Here is a 19,326-nt window from a genome sequence, read left to right as displayed (position 1 = left end):
ATTAGCGCAGGGTCAGCGCCAGGTCATTGAGCTGATCGATGACAATATTCCAGCCCTCGAAAAATCCCATCTGCTCGTGCTGCTCGCGGGTTTCATCATCGGCATGCAGCACTGTAGCCGTATAGCGACACCCGCCCTGTTCATCGGCAAAGGTGATGATGGCCGTCATCGCGAAGGGGGAAACGGCGGGGCGATAATCCGCCGTCAGCATCGAGGTCATGACGATTTTTTGTTGCGGGATAACTTCAAGAAAACAGCCGGGGTTATCGCTGCGTTCACCGTCAGACCCGTGCATCACGGTGTGAAAGGCCCCGCCGGCGCGAAAATCAAAGGCCAGAACCTCGGTTTGCCAGGGCTTCGGGCACCACCAGGTTCGGAGTAATGCCGGGTCGGCCCACGCGCGCCACAGGGCTGGGGCGGGCGCGCTGAGCAGGCGGCTGATAACAAGATCGCGAGAATCGGTTGCGCTCCGGGACATGCTGCGACTCCTCAGGAAAAGGGGAGCCAGCCCGCGGCGCGGACCGGCTATCAGGCTTCGTAGTAATTATAGATGCCGGCGGCCATCACCAGCTGTGAGGCGACCTCATACGCTTTCTCGCGCCCCACCAGCAGATCGATCATTTTCAGGGCGAAATCAATCGAAGTCCCCGGACCCTGGCTGGTTAACAGATTCACCCGCGGATCCCAGACCACTCTTTTATCCTGCCACTGCTCGGCGGGGATATGTTCCTTCAGCGCCGGAAAACCGGTCATGTTGCCGATCGGGAACAGATTATGGGGTACCAGCACGGTCGCCGGGGCGGCGCAGATGGCGGCCACAATGCGCCCAGAGAGATGAAACTGGCGGACGGTTTCCACCAGTAGCGGGCTGTCGCGGAAGCACTCTGCGCCCTTGATACCGCCCGGGAGGACGATGATATCGAAATCACCATCGGCCACCTCGACCAGCGGCGCATCCGCCAGCAGTTTGACGCCGCGCGAACAGACGATGGTCAGGCTGCCGTCGCTGGCGACGCTGGCGGTGGTCACCTTTACTCCGCCGCGGACCAGCAGGTCGATAGTGGTGACCGCTTCGGTCTCTTCGCTACCAGGGGCGAGGCAAATCAGTGCCGACGCGCTCATATTCATTCTCCTTACGCTTGATCAATTCAAATAAGCGGGCGTTTTCCGGTACGGCGACGCCGTGGGCGCGGGCGCGGTTGAGCAGAAAACCGGTGATGTAGTCGATCTCTGTATGCCGCTGGGCGCGAACGTCCTGCAGCATGGAAGAGATATTTTCTGCCGTACTTTCAATTACCTGTTCGACATAAAATAGCAGGTTTTCCGCCGAGGTATGAATACCTTCGCGCTCCATCACCGCCGCCACCTCGCGACAAATGGCCGCAACTTCCTGCGTATAGTCGCGCAGATCGCCGTTTTTACACCCTTTGAGCGCGGTCAGAGGGTTAATCACGCAGTTAACCGCCAGCTTGCGCCAGATGGCCGAGTGGATATTGTTATGCCAGGCGACATCCGGCAGCACGCTCTGCAGAACTTCTGCGAGATAGCTGTAGTCCCCCTCGTAGCTTTTTGCCGGTCCGATATGCGTGGTGCCCTGGGCAACGTGGATGATGACATTCCCATCGCGCCGCGCCGCCTGGGTCGTGGAGGCCAGCAGCAACGGCTGTTTCACGCCGCGCAGCTCCTCGACGGTGCCCATGCCGTTATGTACCAGCACAATTGGCGTGGTGTCCGGCAGGATCCCGGCCAGGTGCTTTACCGCATTCGACACCTGCCAGGCCTTTAAGGTGACGATCAGCAGCTCGCTGCTGGCGAGAAAATCGGGGTCGTTGGCCGTCAGCGATTCGTTGAACACTGAGCCATCGGTTTCAATGACGTTGACGCTACAGAATGGCTGCGGTACGCGCAGCCAGCCCTGGACTTCATGTCCCTGTTTGTACAACGCGGTCAGCCATAGTTGTCCCAGCGCACCGCATCCCAGTACGGTTACTTTCATTGTTCCTCCTCATCTGCCGCTATCCCAGGCGCTGATGGCTAAAGTCTATCTCGTCGCTTTTCGCATCGTCGGACATCACGGGGAAAATAGCGCGAGCGTTGCGTAATCAGCTAAGCTTCCGGGATAACAAGTTGAGTTATGCCGCGTTGCAGGTATTATGCAACGCAAAAGAAACGGAAGGAGAGGAAAAGATGCCATCTTTCGATATTGTCTCTGAAGTTGATCTTCAGGAAGCCCGTAACGCGGTGGACAACGCGAGCCGCGAAGTCGAGTCGCGTTTTGATTTTCGTGGCGTTGAAGCCACTTTTGAATTAAACGACGCCAACAAGACCATTAAAGTGCTGAGTGAGTCTGACTTCCAGGTGAACCAGCTGCTGGATATCCTTCGCGCCAAGCTGCTCAAGCGCGGCATTGAAGGCACCTCCCTCGACGTACCGGAAGATATCGTGCACAGCGGTAAAACCTGGTTTGTTGAAGCGAAGCTGAAGCAGGGCATTGAAAGCGCGGTGCAGAAGAAGATCGTTAAACTGATCAAAGACAGCAAGCTGAAAGTGCAGGCCCAGATTCAGGGTGAAGAGATCCGCGTGACCGGTAAGTCCCGCGACGATCTGCAGTCGGTGATGGCGCTGGTGCGCGGTGGCGATCTGGGACAGCCGTTCCAGTTCAAAAACTTCCGCGACTAAGGCGGCGGGCAGACAGCAAAAAGCGGGGAATTCCCCGCTTTTTTACACCCCTTTGATGAGCTGCTCTATCTCGAAGCGGTTGGTGACCTTGCTGTCGATTTTGATATACACCGAACGCTCCTCGGGTACCACCAGCGCCTGATGAACCCCGCTGGCGCTCAGCAGACGCGCCTGCAGCGCGCTGTCGACCACCACGCCGTCCGGCACCTCCACCCGCAGGCTGCTGACGTACGGCGGCTCGCTCATGGTGCTGGCCACCAGCAGCCACAGCATCGCCAGCAGGGCGCCCAGCAGAAACACGGTTTGCGAATCAAAGAAACCATCGACCCAGCCGCCAAGCGCGCCGCCAATCGCCACGCCGAGAAACTGGCTGGTGGAGTAGACGCCCATCGCGGTGCCTTTGTAGCCCGCCGGAGACTCCTTGCTAATTAGCGACGGCAGCAGCGCTTCCAGCAGGTTAAACGCCAGGAAGAAGAGCTGAACGCCCGCCACCAGCTCCCAGAAGTAGCCTCCGGCGCCCCAGAGGACAATTTCCGCAATCAGCAGGATGGCGACGCAGAGCAGGAAGACGCGCTTCATCTTGCGCTTCACTTCGGCGTAGATGATAAACGGCACCACCGAGATGAACGAGATAACCATGGTGACCAGGTAAATCTTCCAGTGCTCGGCGGCCGGGAAGCCGGCGGCCTCCAGTTGTCCGGGCAGGGCGACAAAAGTGGACATCAGCATAATGTGCAGGCACATGATGCCAAAGTTAAGCTTCAGCAGGCGCGGCTCCGCCAGCACCTTGCTAAAGCAGCCCTTCACCATCCCGGATTCGCGGTTAAGGACATGGTTATGGCTGTTGGGCACCACCCACAGGGTGAGCAGGATGCCGACGGTCGCCAGGATGGCGATCATCCAGAACAGCGCGTGCAGACCCAGCTGGTGGGTGACAATCGGCCCCAGCACCATGGCGATGGCGAAGGTGACGCCGAAGCTGACGCCGATAAAGGCCATCGCTTTGGTGCGGTTCTGTTCGCGGGTGAGATCGGACAGCAGGGCCATAACCGCGGCGGCGATGGCGCCGGAGCCCTGCAGGGCGCGGCCAAGAATGATGCCCCAGATGGAGTCGGTGAGCGCGGCGATGACGCTGCCGAGCACGAAGATAAGCAGGCCGCCGACGATCAATGGCTTACGGCCAATACGGTCAGATAACAGTCCGAAGGGGATCTGGAACACCGCCTGCGCCAGGCCGTAGATACCGATCGCCAGGCCAATCAGCGCTTCACTGGCACCCTGCAACGCCATGCCATACGTGGTCAGAACCGGCAGGACCATAAACATGCCAAGCATGCGCAGGGAGAATACTGTCCCCAAACCCCAGGTCGCGCGCAGTTCCCCTGGCGTCATTTTGTTATCGTTCATTACCACCTCAATATAAAAACTGCGCCTAGTGTAGCGGCGGGGGGTAAGAAGCGTAAATAAATGTTTGTTTAACAGATATTACGGGGCTGTTGCGCGATGCGACAAGTTGGTAAAAATCAATAAACCAGTGGAGGGGGACTCCACTGGCGAGGGGGAAAATTAAGGTAAAGTAAAGTCAACCCACTGGCTGCCAGCGTCAGCCGATTTGACGCACTGCTCTACCCAATAGACGCCGTGCAGCCCGGCTTCGACGTCCGGATACCAGAAGTCTTGCAGGAAGGCGCGATCGTCGCGGTCCGTGGCGTCAATCGCCTGCGCATAGCGGCGATAGAGGTTGGCCCAGGCTTCGAACAGCCCTTCCGGATGGCCGCCGCCAATGCGGTCATCCGCTAGCGCGTTCGGCGACAGGTAGGGCATCCCACGTTCCAGAATGCGCGCCGGCTCGCCCTGCACCTCATAGCTGAGCTGGTTAGGATGCTCATCCCACCATTCGATGCTTGCTTTTTCGCCGACGATGCGCACTTTTTGCGAGTGCATGGCGCCGCTGTTGACCGCGCTGGTCCACATCGAGCCAACCGCGCCGTTGTCATATTCCATCAGGACAAAGGCGTTATCTTCCAGCGGCGCGCGGGAGGGAACAAAGCTCTGACGGGAGCACATCAGCCGTTTGATATTGAGCTGCGGCGCCATGGTCTCGGCGACAAACAGCGGATGGGTGGCCAGATCCCCAAGCACATAGCTGGGCCCGGCAAACTTCGGCGTTACTCGCCAGCGGGTGGATTCTGCCTGCAGCTCGACGGCCTGGTTATGGAAGCCGTGGGCGAATTGCATGTTAACGATGCGGATCTCGCCGAGCAGTCCATCGGCAATCATCTGCCGCGCCTGCTGGATCATCTGATAGCCGGCATAGCCGTAGGTGACGCCGACGATTTTGTTCTGTTTTTTGCTCAGATCCACCAGCTCGCGCGCCTCTTCGGCGGTAAAGCAGAGGGGCTTTTCGCAGATAACGTGGAGTCCCGCCTCCAGCGCCGCTTTGGTGATGGCGAAATGGGTATTGTTCGGGGTGGTGACCGAGACGACCTCGATCCCGTCAGGGCGCTGCGCCTCTTCGCGAAACAGGGTCTGGTAGTCGGCGTAGCAGCGCTCCGGCGCGATGCCCAGTTGCTCACCGAACGCGCGCCCGCGCTCGGCATCGACGTCAAGCGCGCCGGCCAGCAGGGTATAAACATTGTCACGCAGCGCCGCACAGCGGTGGCTGTAGCCGATCTGACTGGTTCCCCCGCCGCCGACCATTCCCCAGCGCAGGGAACGGGATAAGGGTTTCAGGCCGTTTAACATGGTGCTCTCCTTTTTGAAATCATTTGCACTCTGAGGCGCTCAATGCCGACGCCTGCGGCAACGCGCATCCGGATAGACTGACTTCAACTTAAGGAAATGTTTGTTCTGTTTCAATTGTGTTGTGGAATTTATTTTCCATATATGCGAGGGGGATCGAATTAGCGATAGTTTCTTTTGCGCTTGGTTGAAAAGGTGAGGGCGGGATATCGCCTGCCGGAGTCGTCCAGATTGTTGCGGGCGTTTTTCGTTTCAACAAAATATGAAATAAATTTTCTTTATTAGCTGCTGAAGGCGGTGCAATCCGCCGATTGCACCGGGGACCAGATGCCGCTATGACGCTCCGCGCACAGACGCGGGGGAAGTTGAAGCGACGGGAGGATGACCGGCCGCAAAGATGCCCTTCGCCGCCAGGCCTGCGACGGTGAGGGCTGCCGGGATGCCGAGGATCAAAAAGACGCTTTCAAAGGGCAGGTTGAGCGCCATCATCTCGGCGCCGGCAAAGGCGCTGAGAATGGCGCCGATGCGCCCGACGCCGTGCATCCAGCTGGAGCCCGTCGCCCGCGCCTGTGTAGGGTAGTAGCGGGCGGAGAGGGCGTTCATGCCGGTATTCGCGCCGTTCAGGCAGGCGCCGCTGATAAACGCCAGCATACAGAGCAAGGCAAAGCTGCCCGCGGCGTAGCCCATCGCCATGGTGAACAGGCCGCCAACGGCGTAGATTATCCCCAGCGCGCGATGGGGGTTGATCCTGTCCATCAGCCAGCCGGCAAACAACGAGCCGAGGGTGCCGCCCGCCTGGTAGATCGCCGTCATGATGGCCGCCTGGCTAACGGTCATTCCTACCGCTTTAACCAGCGTTGGCAGCCAGCTGCCGAGGATATAGACCAGGAACAGCCCCATAAAGTAGACCAGCCATAGCATCAGCGAGCCGAAACCGTACTGGCGGGAGAGGACAATGCGCATCGCGTTGCCGGCCGCTGGCTGCGCCGGCAGGATAAACGTCACATTGTCGCTGATTTGTCCGGGATAGAGACGGTTAAGAATGGCGCGTATGCGCGCCGCGGGCGCTTGTTTGATTACCAGAAAACGAACCGATTCCGGCAGCAGCCAGATGAGCAGGGGGGCAAACAGCAGCGGCAGAATACCGCCGAGCGCCATCAGCGAGTGCCAGCCAAACTGGGGGATCAGCCACGATGCCGAAAATCCTCCCGCCGCCGCGCCGAAGGTGAAGCCGCAAAAGATGACGGTGATAATAAATGAACGCTGGCGTTCCGGGGCGTATTCCGACACCAGCGTCCCGATATTCGGCATCGCGGCGCCCAGCCCGAGGCCAGTCATAAAGCGAAAGAACATCATCTGTTCTACGTTGTGCGAGAAGGCGGTGGCGATGGTCCAGAAACCGAAGAAGAAAACGCTGTTGATGATGATTTTCTTACGTCCCAGCCAGTCGGCGAGCGGGCCGGAGAAAATCGCCCCCAGCGCGAGGCCGATCAGCGCGGCGCTGATCACCAGACCCAGCTGGTGGTTGCTTACCCCCCATTCCAGCTTTAGCGTCGGGGCGATAAAGCCCATGATCGCGATATCAAAACCATCGAGAGCGATGACGCAAAAGCCGAGAAATATAATCAGCTTCTGAAATCGGCTCAGCGGGTTACGATTTATTAACTCTCTGACATCCAGGCGTTGAGTCTGTGTCATAGCGTATTCCTTATGCGCAGGCGCGCAGGTAGGGCTGCGCGGCATCGAACAGTAACTGCGCCCGCTGAAGAGGCGGCAGGGCGCCTTGCTCGCCGTCAAGCGGCACTTCGAGAGAGACCGGCAGCGTCGCCGGCAGGGCCGACATCAGACCATGCAGATCCAGACCGCCTTCCCCCGGCACGTTGCGCGCCGAGCGGGCCTGGCGGATAAGTTCCTGCTCGCTCTCCGGTCTCTGCGCCGCGCCATCGCAGAGTTGCATATAGTTGAGATGATGCGCGGGCAGGCTGGAGAGGGCGGCGAGCGATTCTCCCGCGCGCCAGAAATGGAGAGCGTCCACCAGAATGCCGATGTCTTCCCGCCCGCTGGCGGCGATTAGTGCTTGCGCTGCGGCGATGTTGCGCAACTGGGTCCAGGGCATCGGCTCAAGATTCATGGTCAGCCCAAATGGACGACCGGCCGCGGCGAGGATGGCGAGGTTGTCAGCGCTGCGCTGAAGGTTGTCATCATTGCCGGCGACTAACACCTGTCCGGCGCCAAGACGCGCGGCGGTCTCCATAAAACGCTGCAGCCGATCGTCGAGGGTAAACCCGGGGGTCAGGCGGACGATCTCCACGTCCGACACGCGGATGCCAGTTTCCATCAACGCGGCGAGCGTCGCCCGGACGGCCGGGGTATCGCCCAGCATGTCGTAGTCCGGGTCGGTCGGTGTGGCGGGGAGCAGTCGCAGCCCAACGTGGGTAAAACCGGTTCTGGCCGCAATCCGCACCTGTTCGGGGGGAGGGACATCGAGCAGGGTCAGCGCGGCGAGCGATAGGGTACGCTTGTTCATAAAGGGCTCCGGTACAGTTACAGGTGAAGAGAGTTAGGGCGCATCCATTCGTGGAAATCAAGTTATGTTATTGTTTATATTTGTTTTTTTTGCCAGGTTTTTACCCACCAGATAGCCGAAGGTCATGGCGGGCCCGAGGGTGATCCCTCCGCTGGGGTAATAGCCGCGCATCACGCTCGACATGTCGTTGCCGATGGCGTACAGACCCGGTATCGGCTGCTGCTGTTCATCCAGCACCCGGGCGTGTTCGTCGGTTTGCAATCCGCTGAAGGTGCCCAGCGAGCCGGGCAGAATGCGCACCGCGTAGAACGGCCCTTCGCGCAGCGGTCCGAGCGTCACCTGATGGTCACCCTGGGCGCGGTTATAGGCTGATGCCCCGCGGTGAAAATCGACGTCTTCGCCAGCGCTGGCGAAGTGGTTAAAGCGTTCAACGGTTTCCGCCAGCGCATTGGCGTCGATAGCGCACTGCTTCGCCAGCTCCGCCAGGGTGTTTCCTCGCTGCAGATAGCCGGTACGCAGCCAGGCGGTGGGAGTGAACGGGAACGGTCTGGCGTGGCCCAGGCCGTAGCGACGCAGCGCGCGACGATCGGCCAGCAGCCAGGCCTGCGGCGTGTCGCCCGCGGGTGTGGCCGCCAGCAGGGCGGCGATAAAGTCATGATAAGAGTCGGCCTCGTTAACAAAACGTTTGCCGTTGGGCAGGACGGCGATCACCCCGGGTTTGGCGCGCTCCACCAGATGAGGAAACATTAGCTGCTGGCCGCTGGCCAGAGTGACGCGGGACACCGGCGCCCAGGCCAGCGGGTGGCGCAGGGAAGTGTCGAACTGGCCGCCGACGGATTCGCCAAGCCTGATCCCCTCGCCCTGATTGTCCGGCGGTGCGGCGGAGAAATGGCCGTAACCCTCCGCCGCGTGAGGCACCACCTGCGCCAGCCGCTGGCGATCGTGGGGAAAACCGCCGCAGGCCAGCACCACGGCGCCAGCTTCGACGTGAATCTCCCCGCCGTCGCTGCGCAGCACCGCGCCGGACACGCCCGGCGGACCCTGCAGCAGCCGGACCACCGGGGCATTGAGCTGAAAACGCACGCCGGCGTCGAGGGCGGATCGCAGCAGACGGGCGACCAGCGCATTGCCATTGACCAGATGCTGCCCCCGTCCGGCGCGTAGCCGCTGCCAGCCGTGGCGCAGCAGGCGGCGGGCAGCATACAGCGCGGAGCGCGGCGAGCGGGTGGCATTGAAAAAATGCGCCATATCCGCGCCGCCGGCGATGCCCATCCCGCCCAGGCTAATGGTTTCCAGCGGCGGACGCAGGCGATGGAGCCAGTCGCCGAGCAGGCGGCCATCGTAGGGGTGCGCGGTGACCGACCGCCCTCCGTTCGCCGCACCCGGCGACGGGTGAAAGTCCGGCATGGCGCTGCCCGAGAGAAACTGCACCGCCGTCCGCTGATGGAAAAATTCCACCATCTCCGGCCCGTAACGCAGGAAGGTTTGCAGACGAATATCGGCGGCTTCGCCCCCCATCTCATGCTGCAGATAGGTCAGCGGCGCGTCGGCTGCTTCGTCGATGCCCTCCGCCCGCGCCAGCGGGTTGCGGGGGATCCACAGCCAGCCGCCGGACCAGGCGCTGGTTCCGCCGAGCACTGACGCTTTCTCCGCCACCATGACGCTGGCGCCGTGCATCGCCGCAGTCACCGCGGCAGAGAGCCCCGCGGCGCCGGAGCCGACCACCAGCACATCCACCTTCACAGGCCCGCTCATGTTGGACTCCTTACTGCAGAGGTGAAAAAGCGGTGGGGCGCATCAGCACCGACTCGAGGCGTTCCACGGCGGCCAGTTCGCGATTTTTACGCGAGAAGGTCTGCCAGCGTTCGTCCTGGGCCATCCGCGCGCGGCGCACCAGACGATCGTCCAGGCTTTCATAAGCCCAGATGTGCACTACCTGATTGACCACGCCGATCTCGGTAAAAAAGAAGCCGATTAGCTGGCCGAGATGGTCGGTTTGCACCGCCAGGGCATCGCTTTGGTACAGCGCCAGCCAGTCGGCCATTTTCAGCGGATTGATGGTGTACGTGCGTTTTTCGTAGATCATGATGTTTTCCTGATTAGTGGGTGGAGTGTTGTGCCAGATGGCAGGCGGCGAGATAGCCAAACGTCAGCCCCGGGCCGAGGGTGATGCCGGGGCCCGGATAGGTGCCGGCCATCAGCGAATCCATGTCGTTTCCCACCGCGTACAGCCCCGGGATGGGGTGTCCTTCGGTATTGACGACCTGGGCATCGGCGGTGGTGACCAGGCCCCGTGAGGTCCCCAGATCGCCGGTATAAAGTTTGATGGCATAGAACGGCGCGCTGAGCAGGGGGGCATTACAGGCGTCAGGCTGATGGCCCGGATCGCCCATCGCCCGGTTATAGCTGTTGCCGCCTTTAGCAAATTCCCGATCCACGCCCTGCGCGGCGTCGCGGTTGTAGCGGGCTACCGTCTCGCTCAGGGTTTGGGCATCCAGACCAAGCTGTTGCGCCAGCGCGGCCAGGGTATCGGCTTTGTGCAGATAGCCGGCGGCGACCAGGGCGTCATTATTGACCGGCGCCGGGCGTGCCAGCCCGAGGCCATAACGCTTCATCGCCTGGGCGTCGCAGAGTAAAAAACAGGGGGCATTTTCCGCTGCATCCTGCATTGCGCTGGCGAAATGGTGATAGGAACTGGACTCGTTGACGAAGCGTACCGCCCGCTGATTGACGGCAATCACGCCCGGTTTTGCGCGATCGGTTACCAGATGGGGGAAGCGCTCCTCGCTGCCGTCGGCCCGGGTCAGCACCGATACCGGCGCCCAGAAAAAATTGGATGGCCGATCGGCTCCCTCGCGAGCATTAAGCGCCGCCGCGAGATGCAGCGCGGCGCCATCGTTGGCCGGCGGCGACATGGTGAAGTGTTCGCGGGTATGTGGCCGATAGCGCGCCGCCAGCGCGCCCGCGGCGAAGCCGCCTGCGGCCAGTACCACCCCGCGGCGGGCGTGCAGCGTCTCTCTTTGCCCCTGATACTCAATCTCCACCCCGCGGACCGCGCCTTGCGCTTCGCACAGCGTCAGAACATTGACATTCAGCCGCAGGCTCATGCCTTTACGCAGCGCCGTAGTCGCCATGCGGGCAATCAGCGCATTGCCCATCGCCAGGCGGGTACCGCGAGGGTACTTCACCCGGTCGCGGGCATAGCGCAGCAGCAGCCGGGTGCAATGGGCCAGGGAGCGCAGCGAGCGGCGCATGTCGAGAAAATGTTGAATATCGACGCGGTTGACCATCATCCCGCCAAACAGCAGCATCCCCGGCGGCGGTGAACGCAGGTCGCGAAACGCGTCCCCCAGTTCACGGCCGTCATACTCCACCACCTCCAGCGCACGACCGACGTCGACTGCGCCGGGTTCATCCGGATAGTAATCGGGCGAGAGCGGACGCAGGCTGTACTTTACTGCCCCCTCACGCTCGAGAAAGGCCAGCGCCTCCCGCCCGGCGCTGACAAACGCTTCGGCAAGATCTTCGCGGTACTGGCCCTCGCCGATAATGGTTCGCAGGTAGGTTTTCATCGCCTCGGCGCTACCGCTTTTGCCCTCGGCGCGCGCCTGGTCGGTATCGTGCAGCCACACGGCGCCGCCGGAGATGGCCGAGGTGCCGCCGAACTGGCCGGCTTTCTCCAGCATCAGCACCGACAGCCCTTTACAGCAGGCGGTGACCGCGGCGGCAAAACCGGCCGCGCCGCTGCCGATGACGATCACATCCCAGCTCTTCATGCCGCCGCTCCCTGCGCCTGCGGGATGGCGCCGATAAACTGGCCCATCAGCCTCATCTGCGCCAGCGCCATTTCCGGCCCGGTCTGTACTTTGCAACCACGTGCGGCGGCGAAAGTGAGCAACGGCGTCATCACCGGGGCGGTGACAACGTCGGCCACATGAGTGGTGCTGTCGAGCGTATCCAGCAGCGCCTGCGGTAGAGGCAGCTCATCAAATCCGGCCATGCCGGCCGGTGAGCCATTAACCAGTAGATCGAGGCCGTAAAGGGTGTCTGGCAGCGCGCTCAGTTGCACCGCCGGAAAGGCCTCAGCCAGAAGGTCATGCAGGCGCTGCCGGGTGGCCGGGGTTTGATCGTGCAGGGCCAGCCGACGGATCCCCGCCTCGCACAGTCCCCAGGCGATGGCGCTGCCGACGCCGCCGCAACCGGAGAGCAGCGCCTGCTTACCTGCCGGCTGAAAACCCTGCGCCTCGGCGGCGAGCTGAAAGCCGACGCCGTCCAGCATATCGCCCTGCAGGCGGCCATCCGCCAGCTTGCGGATCACATTGACGGCGTTGAGTCGGCGGGCGCGCGGCGTGAGGTCGTCGACCAGCGCGGCGGCGCGTTGTTTATGCGGTACCGTCACCAGCACGCCGGTCATGTTCTGCCAGCCGCGCAGGGCGTTGAGGTAGGCGGCCACCGCGTCCGGGACGATATCCACCGGGATCATGACGCTGTCCATGTGCTGTTCGGCAAAGTAGCGGTTGAAGTTATCCGGTGATTTCACCTGGGCGATCGGATGACCAATCACGGCGACAACCTGGGTAGTTCCACTGACCATTTCAAACCTCATTTGTTAAATGAATGTTGTGAAAGTATTTCAGTGGAAGCTGGGAGCGACAACGCAGAATTCGGACATGTCGGTTGTTAATCGCACGAACGCTGCGATAATCGCAGGAAATTGATAATGATGTTGCAAAAATGTGAGCGAATATGCAAAACACCATTCATCCACGCGATCTGATCGTCGGTTTACAAAAAGGGCTGGCGCTAATTCAGCTTTTTTCCAAAACCTGCCCAAAGCTCACCGTCGCCCAGACGGCGAAAATGAGCGGCCTGACGCAAAGCGCCGCGCGACGTTTTCTGCTGACGCTCCTGCATGAGCGCTATCTGCAAACCGACGGGCGCTATTACTGGCTTACCCCAAAGACGCTGCGGCTTGGCCAGGCCTATGTCGATTCGGCGCAGTTTCCTCGCATGGTACGGCCGATTGTCGAATACATCGCCAGCCGGACCGAAGAGCACGCCTCGGTGGGGGTGGTGGATGAAGATGAACTGGTCTATATCGCCCGCAGTCGGCATACGCCGTTCAACTCTACGTCGGTGCGGCTTGGGGAGCGGGTGCCCATTTTCTGTACCGCCGGGGGGCGACTGTGGCTGGCTTCGCTGCCGGAAGCAGAGTGTGAGACCGTCCTGCAGCGCATAACCCGGGAACAACGTACCCCCTATACGGTGACCGATATCGCGTCGCTGATGGAGAAAATCGCCCAGGTACGGCGCCAGGGATACGCCACTATTGAGCAGGAGTTTGAGATTGGCATGCTGGTGCTGGCGGTGCCGTTAACCGACAGGGAAGGGACCTGGTGGGGGGCGCTGAGTCTGACCAGTCATCAATCGCGCACTTCGCTGGAAGCGTTATGCCGCGATCACCTCGATCTGCTCTACAGCGCGCAGGCGATGCTGGTGGGTTAAACAGGGCAGCCAGTGGCGCTGCCCTAAGATAGACGTCGCTTAGGCCGACGCTTTGGTCAGAAAGGTGTTCCAGTCGCTGGCCGCGTTATTCACGAAAGTATTCCAGCTGTTGCCGGCGGTGTTAACAAAGCTTCCCCAGTTTTCCTTTCCGGCGGTCACAAAGGTTTCCCAGTTTGACTGTCCGGTCAGGAAGGAACCAAACGCCATCGCGCTGTCGCCGACGAAGGAGGCAAATGCGGTGCCGGAGGTCAGAACAAAAGAGGTGAAGCCGACGCCAGAGTTGGCGACAAAGCTGGCGAAGCCGCTGGCTGCGCCGAACAGATTAAAGCCACCGGAGATATACTCCATTTCGTTCAGTGTTAACTCTTTCATTGCAATTCCTTGTAGTGATTATTTCCCAAAGGGGCAAGAGCCCCGGCGAAAGGTAGCATTGCAGGACCGTGCGGCGCGAGTGATGCCCGATGCGTACTGGCTCAATTTTTCCTCATTTTTTGATATGAAAGATAGCGGGAAAGCGATGGGGGAGGGGAGGGAAGTATGAAATGAGAAAGAATCCGGTAAGGGAACAGAAAAGAAAAGCCCCGTAAAAACGGGGCCTTAGAGCGTACTGGAGTGCGTAATTATCTTACGTAAGCCAGCAGACTATGTGAATCCGGCACCATAAAGTCAACGGACATCATCACGGACAGCGCGGTGATGGCGACGATAGAAAAGACGAACAGCTTACGCGCCCAGACTTTATCATCGGCCACTTTATAGCCACGCAGCGCCATGCCCAGCCACCAGACGCTGACCGCTGCCGCCACGACCAGGTATTTATACCCGGCGTAGCCGCCCAGCGAGAGCATCAGGGTTGCCACGGCAAAGGCGACGATGTACAGCGTAATATGGTTTTTGGCGACCGAAATGCCTTTCACCACCGGCAGCACCGGAATATTCGCCGCCTGATAATCCTTAAAGCGGAAAATCGCGATGGCGTAGGAGTGAGGCATCTGCCACAGGCTAAAGATAGCCAGCAGGATCGCCGCACCGCTGTCGAAATCACCGGTGACCGCGCAGTAGCCAATCACCGGCGGCGCAGCGCCGGAGAGTGAGCCAATCAGCGTGCCGTAGACGGAGTGGCGTTTCATGTACAGGCTGTAGACGCCGACATAAACCACGAACCCCATCACCCCCAGCCAGCAGGCCAGCGGGTTAGCGCCGAACCACAGCAGCATGAAGCCAGCAATACCCAGCAAGGTGGCGTACACCAGCGAAGCTTCTGGCGAGATCAGCCCTTTGACCAGCACCCGGTTTTTCGTCCGTTCCATCTTACGATCGATGTCCCGGTCGATGTAGTTGTTGAATACACAACCCGAGGCGACCACCAGGGATACTCCAAGGAGCGTCCAGACGAACAGCGGATAGTCGATGTGGCCTTTGGAGGCCAGCAGGAAACCGCCGATCACGGAGATCAGGTTGCCAAAAATAATGCCTGGTTTCGTTACTTGCAGGTATTGCTTAAACATACTCGCCGCTCTTAGTGCATCATCATGTTGTAGTTCAGGTTCCACATAATCCAGATGGAGCCGACAACCACGATCGCAATGATGATTACGGTGAAGATAAATGCGGTCAGGTTCCAACCTTCATCGGACTTGCTGTTCATATGCAGGAAGTACACGAGGTGTACCACGATCTGCACCACAGCGGTCACCAGAATGGTGCCAAGGATAACCGCATGCGAGGCGGAGCCACTCATCACCATGGCGAACGGAATGACCGTCAGGATGATGGACAGGATAAATCCTGTCATGTAGCTCTTCACGCTGCCGTGAGAAGCGCCGCTATGATCGGTAGAATGACTCATTACATCGCCCCCATCAGATAGACAACCGAGAACACGCAGATCCACACGACGTCCAGGAAGTGCCAGAACAGGCTCAGGCACAGGATACGCGTGCGGTTAGTGCTGGTCAGGCCACGACGTGAAACCTGGAACATCAGCACCGCCATCCAGATAAGACCGGAGGTCACGTGCAGACCGTGGGTGCCGACCAGCGCGAAGAACGCGGACAGGAAGCCACTACGATCCGGACCAAAGCCTTCCATGATCAGGTGATGGAATTCATAGATTTCCATCCCGATAAATCCGGCGCCAAACAACCAGGTCAACGCCAGCCAGGAAACCACCTGGCTTTTGTTGTTTTTGTACATGGCGATAGCCGCCATGCCGTAGGTGATGGAGCTGAACAGCAGCAGTGCGGTTTCAACCAGAACGAACGGCAGTTCGAAAATATCTTTGCCCGTCGGTCCGCCGGCCGTGCCGTTCACCAGAACGGCATAGGTAGCAAACAGCGTAGCGAAGATAATGCAGTCGCTCATCAGGTAGATCCAGAAACCGAATACCTTCATCGGTCCTGTATCATGGTGCCCGTGTTCATGCGCGTGGGCAGTATGCGCAAGAGTATCAGTTGCCATTTTTCAGCCCTGCTTTGTTAATCTCATCGAAATGCTGTTTTTCCAGTTTTTCGACTTCTGCAACCGGTACGTAGTAATCCACGTCCTCGTCAAAGCTCTTAATAATCCAGGTCGCTACGATGCCGATGAAGCTGGCGATCGCCATCCACCAGATATGCCAGATCATGGCGAAACCAAATACCGTAGCGAAGGCGGCAATCACGATGCCGGCGCCGCTGTTTTTCGGCATATGAATTTCTTCATAGTGAGCAGGCTGTTTGTACGCTTCACCTTTCTCTTTCATTTCCCAGAAGGCATCACGTTCGTGAACCTGAGGAACGATAGCGAAGTTGTAGAACGGCGGTGGAGAAGAGGTTGCCCACTCCAGCGTACGGCCACCCCACGGGTCACCGGTCAGGTCGCGGTTCTGATCGCGGTCGCGAATAGACACGTAGAACTGAATCAGCTGGCACAGAATACCGCAGGCGATCAGCGCCGCACCGCAAGCTGCAATAACCAGCATCGGGTGGAACTGCGGATCGATCTGCTGGCTCAGACGACGGGTCATACCCATGAAGCCCAGCACGTACAGCGGCATAAACGCCACGAAGAAGCCGATGATCCAGAACCAGAAAGCGCGTTTGCCCCAGGTTTCGTTCAGGGTGAAGCCAAAGGCTTTCGGCCACCAGTAGGTCAGACCTGCGAAGCAACCGAACACTACGCCGCCGATGATAACGTTATGGAAGTGCGCAATCAGGAACAGGCTGTTGTGCAGAACGAAGTCCGCGCCCGGTACCGCCAGCAGCACGCCGGTCATCCCACCTACGGAGAAGGTCACGATAAAGCCGATAGTCCACATCATCGCCGAGTTGAAGACGATGCGACCCTGATACATGGTGAACAGCCAGTTGAAGATCTTAACCCCGGTCGGGATCGCGATAATCATGGTAGTAATACCGAAGAAGGCGTTTACGTTCGCGCCAGCGCCCATGGTGAAGAAGTGGTGCAGCCAAACGATGAACGACAGAACGGTAATACAGACGGTTGCCCATACCAGAGAGGTGTAACCGAACAGACGCTTACGCGAGAAGGTCGCGGCGATTTCGGAGAAGACCCCGAACACCGGCAGAACCAGGATGTACACTTCCGGGTGACCCCAGGCCCAAATCAGGTTGATGTACATCATCATGTTGCCACCCATATCGTTGGTAAAGAAATGGGTGCCCAGGTAACGATCCAGGGTCAGCAGCGCGATGGTGACGGTCAGAATTGGGAACGAGGCGATAATCAGGATGTTAGCGCACAGAGATGCCCAGGAGAATACCGGCATCTTGAACATGGTCATGCCCGGGGCGCGCATCTTGATAATGGTCACGAAGAAGTTAATACCGGTCAGGGTAGTACCGATACCGGAGAGCTGCAGCGCCCAAATCCAGTAATCAACCCCTACGCCAGGACTGTACTCAATTCCCGACAGCGGCGGATAGGCCAGCCAACCGGTCTGCGCGAACTCACCAACGCCCAGAGACAGGTTAACCAGAATCACGCCCACAACGGTGAACCAGAAGCTCAGGTTGTTGAGGAACGGGAAGGCTACGTCGCGCGCGCCGAGCTGAAGCGGAACCACCAGGTTCATCAGACCGATAACAAACGGCATCGCCACGAAGAAGATCATGATAACGCCGTGGGCGGTAAAGATCTGATCGTAGTGATGAGGCGGCAGGAAGCCGGCTTCCCCGGCCGAAGCCAGCACCTGCTGGCTACGCATCATGATGGCGTCAGCAAAGCCACGCAGCAGCATGACGATTGCCACGATAACGTACATGATACCGAGACGTTTGTGGTCGACAGAAGTCAGCCACTCGTTCCATAGGTAGGACCACTTACCGAAGTAAGTGATGGCTGCCAGAAGCGCCAGTCCCCCAATGATAATCGCAGCCACCGTTACCACGATAATAGGTTCGTGGTAGGGCACTGCATCCAGTGTAAGTTTTCCGAACATCGTTTTCTTCCTCGGCCCCTTAGTGAGCGGTTTCCGCGTGGCTCATGTCCATGCCTTCCATCCCGTCGTGAGCAGCGTGCTCGCCTTCAGGTTTAGACATGTTCATGCTCTCGTGAGACATGAATTTGTTCACAACATCTTTGAACAGATCCGGTTTCACGTTAGAGAAATATTCCACTTTGTTGTATTCGCTAGGCACAGCCACTTTCTCGAACGCGGCCATGGAGTCCATGGAGTTCGGAGACTGTTTCGCTTTTGCAACCCACTGATCGAAAGTCGCCCGATCCGGGGTGGCAATCGCTTTGAACTTCATACCTGAGAAGCCCGGGCCACTGTAGCTAGCGGAGATACCGTCATAAGTACCAGCTTCGTCAGCAATGAGGTGCAGCTGAGTCTGCATACCGGCCATTGCATAAATCTGGCTACCTAAGCGCGGAATAAAGAACGAGTTCATCACCGAGTTAGAGGTCACTTTGAAGTGTACCGGTACGTTCGCCGGGAAGGCGATTTCGTTAACGGTAGCAATACCCTGTTCCGGATAGATAAAGAACCATTTCCAGTCCATCGATACGACTTCGATGGTGATTGGCTTCTCGTCATGGACAAGCGGTTTGCTTGGCTCCAGTGCGTGAGTGGTTTTCCAGGTCAGAACGGCCAGGAACAGGATGATCAGAATAGGTACCGTCCAGACCACAGCTTCCACTTTGTTGGAGTGTGACCAGTTCGGGCTATACTTCGCATCTTTATTGCTCGCGCGATACTTCCAGGCAAATCCTACTGCCATCAAGACGGCGGGAATAACGACAATCATCATCAGGCCGAAGGCCGTCAGAATCAAAGAGCGTTGCTCCAGTCCAATCTGTCCTTTTGGGTCAAGGAGTGCAGAATCACAACCACTGAGTAATACAGTACCTGCGATTAATGACATCCATCCCAAACTTTTATTGTATTTCCTGAGTCTCATTGAACGACCTCAATTCCACGGGATCTGGTGGCGTTTAAAGTGTATGGGCATTTTACGGTAAGGTTGCATTACTGTAAACATGATTGGATCTCTGTCAGTTCTGTGTTAGCGGCTTCTGCTTGGTTTGTCACATATGTAACGTAGTGTTACTTAATCGCTTGCAAAGCCTGATTTTCGCGGGATTGATAACGAAAGGGATAAGAAAAGGAGTGCTTAGCGGCTAATGGGCATAACTACCCATAAATTAGAACAATTGTTTAACATTTAATTATCAAATAAAAGACATTGTGAAAACGAAAAATAAAATCCCCGGAGCTGAATCGGTTAAATTATTTAAAGAATCGAACGAAAACTGTCAATAATTTCCAGAAATCAAAAACGCACAAAACAACAAATAGCGCGGCGGACAATATAAAAGCGTTAATAAGCCGTTATAATTACGTTTCGTAATTACAACGGCTAATAATG

General features: G+C 58.6%; 19 protein-coding genes. 2 read left to right on the top strand and 17 right to left on the bottom strand.

Annotated features, from left to right (window positions below):
* Position 1: 1 nt before the first annotated feature.
* The 3 genes from AB1E37_RS19735 to panE are packed head-to-tail and all read right to left on the bottom strand — an operon-like array spanning position 2 to position 1,996.
* A complete protein-coding gene (locus AB1E37_RS19735) occupies positions 2 to 478 on the bottom strand; it encodes an SRPBCC family protein (protein ID WP_004222991.1) in 477 nt (158 codons plus the stop codon).
* Positions 479 to 528: 50 nt separating this feature from the next.
* Complete coding sequence (gene yajL / locus AB1E37_RS19730) at positions 529 to 1,122, bottom strand: protein deglycase YajL (RefSeq protein WP_004222993.1); 594 nt, start codon at positions 1,120 to 1,122, stop codon at positions 529 to 531.
* Positions 1,085 to 1,996 (bottom strand): 2-dehydropantoate 2-reductase, encoded by a 912-nt coding sequence (panE, locus tag AB1E37_RS19725; RefSeq protein WP_004183164.1) that lies wholly within the window; start codon positions 1,994 to 1,996, stop codon positions 1,085 to 1,087. The genes yajL and panE overlap by 38 nt, the downstream gene beginning before the upstream one ends.
* 191 nt (positions 1,997 to 2,187) lie before the next feature.
* Between panE and AB1E37_RS19720 the strand changes: the two genes are divergently transcribed.
* On the top strand, positions 2,188 to 2,679 hold the full coding sequence (locus AB1E37_RS19720; protein WP_002891465.1) for a YajQ family cyclic di-GMP-binding protein: 492 nt from the start codon (positions 2,188 to 2,190) through the stop codon (positions 2,677 to 2,679).
* A 42-nt stretch (positions 2,680 to 2,721) separates the two neighbouring features.
* On the opposite strand, the gene AB1E37_RS19715 is transcribed toward AB1E37_RS19720, so the two are convergent.
* The 8 genes from AB1E37_RS19715 to AB1E37_RS19680 form a co-directional block, all read right to left on the bottom strand.
* Positions 2,722 to 4,086 carry an MFS transporter gene (locus AB1E37_RS19715; RefSeq protein ID WP_004144660.1) on the bottom strand — a complete coding sequence of 455 codons (1,365 nt, stop codon included), beginning with the start codon at positions 4,084 to 4,086 and terminating at the stop codon, positions 2,722 to 2,724.
* Positions 4,087 to 4,245: 159 nt separating this feature from the next.
* Entirely contained in the window at positions 4,246 to 5,424 is a 1,179-nt protein-coding gene (locus AB1E37_RS19710) for a Gfo/Idh/MocA family protein (protein WP_004191717.1), read from the bottom strand.
* Positions 5,425 to 5,754: 330 nt separating this feature from the next.
* A complete protein-coding gene (locus AB1E37_RS19705; RefSeq protein ID WP_004177260.1) occupies positions 5,755 to 7,119 on the bottom strand; it encodes an aromatic acid/H+ symport family MFS transporter in 1,365 nt (454 codons plus the stop codon).
* Positions 7,120 to 7,129: 10 nt separating this feature from the next.
* Complete coding sequence (locus AB1E37_RS19700) at positions 7,130 to 7,948, bottom strand: sugar phosphate isomerase/epimerase (protein WP_002891476.1); 819 nt, start codon at positions 7,946 to 7,948, stop codon at positions 7,130 to 7,132.
* A 57-nt stretch (positions 7,949 to 8,005) separates the two neighbouring features.
* A complete protein-coding gene (locus AB1E37_RS19695) occupies positions 8,006 to 9,703 on the bottom strand; it encodes an FAD-dependent oxidoreductase (protein ID WP_032447373.1) in 1,698 nt (565 codons plus the stop codon).
* 10 nt (positions 9,704 to 9,713) lie between these two features.
* A complete protein-coding gene (locus AB1E37_RS19690; RefSeq protein WP_002891541.1) occupies positions 9,714 to 10,034 on the bottom strand; it encodes an NIPSNAP family protein in 321 nt (106 codons plus the stop codon).
* Between the two features lie 13 nt (positions 10,035 to 10,047).
* The gene (locus AB1E37_RS19685) at positions 10,048 to 11,724 is read right to left on the bottom strand and encodes an FAD-dependent oxidoreductase (protein WP_004223003.1); all 1,677 of its coding nucleotides are present in this window, start codon (positions 11,722 to 11,724) and stop codon (positions 10,048 to 10,050) included.
* Positions 11,721 to 12,542, bottom strand: a complete 822-nt coding sequence (locus AB1E37_RS19680; protein ID WP_004178747.1) for a shikimate dehydrogenase — start codon at positions 12,540 to 12,542, stop codon at positions 11,721 to 11,723. The genes AB1E37_RS19685 and AB1E37_RS19680 overlap by 4 nt, the downstream gene beginning before the upstream one ends.
* A gap of 152 nt (positions 12,543 to 12,694) precedes the next feature.
* Between AB1E37_RS19680 and AB1E37_RS19675 the strand changes: the two genes are divergently transcribed.
* Entirely contained in the window at positions 12,695 to 13,453 is a 759-nt protein-coding gene (locus tag AB1E37_RS19675) for an IclR family transcriptional regulator C-terminal domain-containing protein (RefSeq protein WP_002891624.1), read from the top strand.
* A 39-nt stretch (positions 13,454 to 13,492) separates the two neighbouring features.
* Here AB1E37_RS19675 and AB1E37_RS19670 read toward each other — a convergent pair whose 3' ends face one another.
* The 6 genes from AB1E37_RS19670 to cyoA form a co-directional block, all read right to left on the bottom strand.
* On the bottom strand, positions 13,493 to 13,825 hold the full coding sequence (locus tag AB1E37_RS19670; RefSeq protein WP_004178748.1) for a hypothetical protein: 333 nt from the start codon (positions 13,823 to 13,825) through the stop codon (positions 13,493 to 13,495).
* A 248-nt stretch (positions 13,826 to 14,073) separates the two neighbouring features.
* Positions 14,074 to 14,961, bottom strand: coding sequence for a heme o synthase (gene cyoE, locus AB1E37_RS19665; protein ID WP_002891629.1), 888 nt, complete (start codon positions 14,959 to 14,961; stop codon positions 14,074 to 14,076).
* A gap of 11 nt (positions 14,962 to 14,972) precedes the next feature.
* The gene (locus AB1E37_RS19660) at positions 14,973 to 15,302 is read right to left on the bottom strand and encodes a cytochrome o ubiquinol oxidase subunit IV (protein WP_002891634.1); all 330 of its coding nucleotides are present in this window, start codon (positions 15,300 to 15,302) and stop codon (positions 14,973 to 14,975) included.
* A complete protein-coding gene (locus AB1E37_RS19655; protein WP_002891635.1) occupies positions 15,302 to 15,913 on the bottom strand; it encodes a cytochrome o ubiquinol oxidase subunit III in 612 nt (203 codons plus the stop codon). Before AB1E37_RS19655 ends, AB1E37_RS19660 begins: the two co-directional genes overlap by 1 nt.
* Positions 15,903 to 17,894 (bottom strand): cytochrome o ubiquinol oxidase subunit I, encoded by a 1,992-nt coding sequence (gene cyoB / locus AB1E37_RS19650; protein ID WP_002891638.1) that lies wholly within the window; start codon positions 17,892 to 17,894, stop codon positions 15,903 to 15,905. Before cyoB ends, AB1E37_RS19655 begins: the two co-directional genes overlap by 11 nt.
* A gap of 19 nt (positions 17,895 to 17,913) precedes the next feature.
* A complete protein-coding gene (gene cyoA / locus AB1E37_RS19645) occupies positions 17,914 to 18,858 on the bottom strand; it encodes a cytochrome o ubiquinol oxidase subunit II (protein ID WP_002891641.1) in 945 nt (314 codons plus the stop codon).
* Positions 18,859 to 19,326: the final 468 nt, after the last annotated feature.

Origin of the sequence: Klebsiella sp. Shm-1 (assembly GCF_040804525.1) — a bacterium.
GTDB classification, from domain to species: domain Bacteria; phylum Pseudomonadota; class Gammaproteobacteria; order Enterobacterales; family Enterobacteriaceae; genus Klebsiella; species Klebsiella pneumoniae.
Note: the sequence above shows the minus strand (reverse complement) of the source record. Positions and strands in the feature narration are given on the sequence as shown.

Excerpts from the sequence above, each read along its gene's own strand:
- AB1E37_RS19685 (WP_004223003.1), bottom strand. The coding sequence starts at position 11,724 with ATGAAGAGCTGGGATGTGATCGTCATCGGCAGCGGCGCGGCCGGTTTT.
- cyoA (WP_002891641.1), bottom strand. The coding sequence starts at position 18,858 with ATGAGACTCAGGAAATACAATAAAAGTTTGGGATGGATGTCATTAATC.
- AB1E37_RS19720 (WP_002891465.1), top strand. The coding sequence starts at position 2,188 with ATGCCATCTTTCGATATTGTCTCTGAAGTTGATCTTCAGGAAGCCCGT.
- AB1E37_RS19680 (WP_004178747.1), bottom strand. The coding sequence starts at position 12,542 with ATGGTCAGTGGAACTACCCAGGTTGTCGCCGTGATTGGTCATCCGATC.
- yajL (WP_004222993.1), bottom strand. The coding sequence starts at position 1,122 with ATGAGCGCGTCGGCACTGATTTGCCTCGCCCCTGGTAGCGAAGAGACC.
- panE (WP_004183164.1), bottom strand. The coding sequence starts at position 1,996 with ATGAAAGTAACCGTACTGGGATGCGGTGCGCTGGGACAACTATGGCTG.
- AB1E37_RS19700 (WP_002891476.1), bottom strand. The coding sequence starts at position 7,948 with ATGAACAAGCGTACCCTATCGCTCGCCGCGCTGACCCTGCTCGATGTC.
- AB1E37_RS19735 (WP_004222991.1), bottom strand. The coding sequence starts at position 478 with ATGTCCCGGAGCGCAACCGATTCTCGCGATCTTGTTATCAGCCGCCTG.
- AB1E37_RS19670 (WP_004178748.1), bottom strand. The coding sequence starts at position 13,825 with ATGAAAGAGTTAACACTGAACGAAATGGAGTATATCTCCGGTGGCTTT.
- cyoB (WP_002891638.1), bottom strand. The coding sequence starts at position 17,894 with ATGTTCGGAAAACTTACACTGGATGCAGTGCCCTACCACGAACCTATT.
- AB1E37_RS19705 (WP_004177260.1), bottom strand. The coding sequence starts at position 7,119 with ATGACACAGACTCAACGCCTGGATGTCAGAGAGTTAATAAATCGTAAC.
- AB1E37_RS19660 (WP_002891634.1), bottom strand. The coding sequence starts at position 15,302 with ATGAGTCATTCTACCGATCATAGCGGCGCTTCTCACGGCAGCGTGAAG.
- AB1E37_RS19715 (WP_004144660.1), bottom strand. The coding sequence starts at position 4,086 with ATGAACGATAACAAAATGACGCCAGGGGAACTGCGCGCGACCTGGGGT.
- AB1E37_RS19655 (WP_002891635.1), bottom strand. The coding sequence starts at position 15,913 with ATGGCAACTGATACTCTTGCGCATACTGCCCACGCGCATGAACACGGG.
- AB1E37_RS19690 (WP_002891541.1), bottom strand. The coding sequence starts at position 10,034 with ATGATCTACGAAAAACGCACGTACACCATCAATCCGCTGAAAATGGCC.
- AB1E37_RS19675 (WP_002891624.1), top strand. The coding sequence starts at position 12,695 with ATGCAAAACACCATTCATCCACGCGATCTGATCGTCGGTTTACAAAAA.
- cyoE (WP_002891629.1), bottom strand. The coding sequence starts at position 14,961 with ATGTTTAAGCAATACCTGCAAGTAACGAAACCAGGCATTATTTTTGGC.
- AB1E37_RS19695 (WP_032447373.1), bottom strand. The coding sequence starts at position 9,703 with ATGAGCGGGCCTGTGAAGGTGGATGTGCTGGTGGTCGGCTCCGGCGCC.
- AB1E37_RS19710 (WP_004191717.1), bottom strand. The coding sequence starts at position 5,424 with ATGTTAAACGGCCTGAAACCCTTATCCCGTTCCCTGCGCTGGGGAATG.